The 2,507-nt window shown below is 68.1% G+C and carries 3 protein-coding genes and 1 pseudogene; 1 reads left to right on the top strand and 3 read right to left on the bottom strand.

Going from position 1 to position 2,507, the window contains the following annotated elements:
• Together GXH28_RS16000 and GXH28_RS16005 are read right to left on the bottom strand one after the other, a co-directional pair.
• Positions 1 to 184, bottom strand: a 184-nt coding sequence (locus GXH28_RS16000; RefSeq protein ID WP_169239997.1) for a hypothetical protein, incomplete at its 3' end; no start/stop codon positions are given.
• Positions 185 to 478: 294 nt separating this feature from the next.
• Positions 479 to 682: pseudogene (locus tag GXH28_RS16005) on the bottom strand (methionine--tRNA ligase); the annotation flags it as partial.
• Between the two features lie 36 nt (positions 683 to 718).
• Between GXH28_RS16005 and GXH28_RS16010 the strand changes: the two are divergent.
• Entirely contained in the window at positions 719 to 1,465 is a 747-nt protein-coding gene (locus GXH28_RS16010) for a serine hydrolase (RefSeq protein ID WP_445082668.1), read from the top strand.
• A gap of 4 nt (positions 1,466 to 1,469) precedes the next feature.
• On the opposite strand, the gene GXH28_RS16015 is transcribed toward GXH28_RS16010, so the two are convergent.
• Positions 1,470 to 2,507: tripartite tricarboxylate transporter substrate binding protein (locus GXH28_RS16015; protein ID WP_320447979.1), on the bottom strand; the 1,038-nt coding region annotated here is incomplete at its 5' end.

Raw genomic sequence — 2,507 nt, forward strand, 5'->3', positions numbered from 1 at the left:
TGGCTGCTGTCACTTTGAGCACGCGCCCATCCAGCGCGGCGGGGGCATGATACGCCGCCATGTTGACCCCCAGCCAGGTCGCCGCCCGGGTGACGGGGCTGTGTTCCTGCCAGCGCGACAGGCGCTCCATCGCGGCCAGCGTGCGCAGTCGGCGAGCACGGGGAGGGATCGATCGGGCAGTCATGACAGATAGTGCCGGGCCTGAAGCTCGAACAGGTTTGCGTAGAGTCCGCCCAACTGCATCAACCCGGCGTACGAGCCGCATATCGTGACCAGTGTGGTATCAGCGGGTGTCCTAGCAGGATGCCACATCAGATCGAAGCCGGATTGCGCCGGAAGCGCCTGTGCAACCATTCGCTCATGCGCTGTCCCCCGCCGGGTATCAAAACACAGAAGACCCAGCCAATGCCTTGCATTGCTCTGTCGTCTTCGCTGTAGCCTCTGCGCCCTCTCTGGCGCTTCTTTTCCTCGTCCGCCGCTACGAGCCGCGCCCCGGCAATGTCTCGGCCTCGCGCGGCTGACCCAGACGGGCGCGTTCCTCGTCAATCAGCGACGGCTCCAGTTTGCGGAAGAGCGGCTGCGGTTCGCGCAGGGCCTGACCCACTGGCAGACGACTTGGCTCCCAGCGCCCCACGACGCGCCCGTCGGTGTGATAGGTCAATGCCTCGTGCGCACGCTCGCTCTCCTGGAACGTTTCGATGCGCTGCTCGCCGAGCGCGTGCTGGCGCCGCTGGGCATGACCGAGACGCGCGTCGCCCGCAACGACGGCCTGATCCGGGGCCGCAGTTCGTACGGCGCGCCGGTGCCGAACTGGGACTTTCCGGTCGCCTTCGCCGGCGCGGGAGGGCTGCGCTCGACGCTGGACGACATGGTCAAGTTCGCGCGCGCGATGCTTGGCGAGGCGCCCGCCGAGGCCCCGCCGACGCTGCGGCGTGCGCTGGTGCGCTCACGCACCGCCGTGCGCAGTGCCAACGACCGCCTGGACCTCGCGTTGGCATGGCATCTGCTGAAGCGGCCAGACGGCTCGACGTTCGTGTTCCACAACGGCATGACAGGCGGCTTCTCGTCCGCGCTGGTCCTGGACGTCGAGCGGCGCCGCGCGGCGATCGTGCTCGCCGATGCGTTCGGCGGTTTCGACGACCTGGCGCTGCACCTGCTCGACCCGAAGGTGCCGCTGGCGCCGCCGCGGCGTGCGGTTTCGCTCGACCTGCCGGCGGCACAGGCGGCGGCCGGCCGCTACCGGCTTGGACCCGGTTTCGTCCTGACGATCTCGGTCGAAGACGGGAGGCTCTACGCCCAAGCCACCGGACAAGGGCGCTTCGAGCTGCTGCAGGATTCGCGCGGCGATTACTATGCGACCGTCACCGAGCTGCTGATCCGCTTCACGCGCGACGCGCAGGGGCGCGCCACCGGACTGACGCTGTTGCAGGGCGGCGGCGCGATCGAGGCGGCGCGCATCGAGTAGGCGCTCAGGTCTTCACCAGCCCCAGCTTCTCCATCAGCGCACGCTCCTTGGCGAACGTCTGCCGTGCGTACTCCGCATACTCGGCGCTGCTCTTGTACCAGAGCTCCTGGTCGTAGCGCTCCAGCACCTCCAGATGCTTCGGGTCTTCCAGTCCCTTCTTGAATGCGTCGTGCAGCGTCTTGACGACCGCCGGGTCCACGCCCTTGGAGGTGCCCAGCCCGTAGGGAGACGTGGCGACGATGCCGAAGCCCAGCTCCTTCAACGTCGGCACGTTCGGGAAGCGCTTGGTGCGGCGTTCGCCCCACGTGACCAGCAGCCGCAGCTTGCCCGCCTCCACGTGCGGCGCCCAGCCGGTGGCGTCGGTGCCCGCCATCACCTGGCCCGACAGCAGCGCGGTCATCAGGTCGGCATTGCCTTTGTACGGAATGTGGTTGAGCTTCAGCCCCTGCGCCAAGGCCAGTTCCTCCATCATCAGGTGCGGACTGGTGCCGGTGCCGGTGGAGCCGTAGTCGAGCTTGCCCGGGTTGGCGCGCGCCCATTCGATCAATTCGTTGAAGGTCTTGAACGGCGAATTCGCCGGCACCACGAGCCCGAACATGTAGCCGCTCACCCCGATCACGTACTCGACGTCGGCGATCGGGTCCCAGGCCACTTTCTGCATGTACGGGATGCGGTAGGCGCCGAGCGGAATCTGCGCCACCAGATGGCCGTCGCCGCGATTGGCCTTCAGCGCCACGATGCCCAGCGTGCCGCCGGCGCCCGGACGGTTCTCCACCACGACCGGATGCGGCAGGTGCTTGGAGGTCGCCTCCGCCAGCGCGCGCAGCGTGACGTCGGTGGAGCCTCCTGCCGGCCAAGGGCAGATCAGCGTGATCGGCTTGCTCGGAAAGCTCTGCGCCCGCGCGGGCAGGGCATGGACCGCGGCCGTCGCGGCGGCGGCCTTCAACAGCGTTCGTCGTTGCATGGCGTCTCCTTGCGCGCTTTGCCGCCGCCGCGCTTGCCGGTTGAAGAAAGACTTCGTTCGGCCACAAAACGCGCAAGG

Source organism: Candidatus Roseilinea sp. NK_OTU-006, from assembly GCF_012931985.1.
Taxonomy (GTDB): domain Bacteria; phylum Chloroflexota; class Anaerolineae; order J036; family Brachytrichaceae; genus JAAFGM01.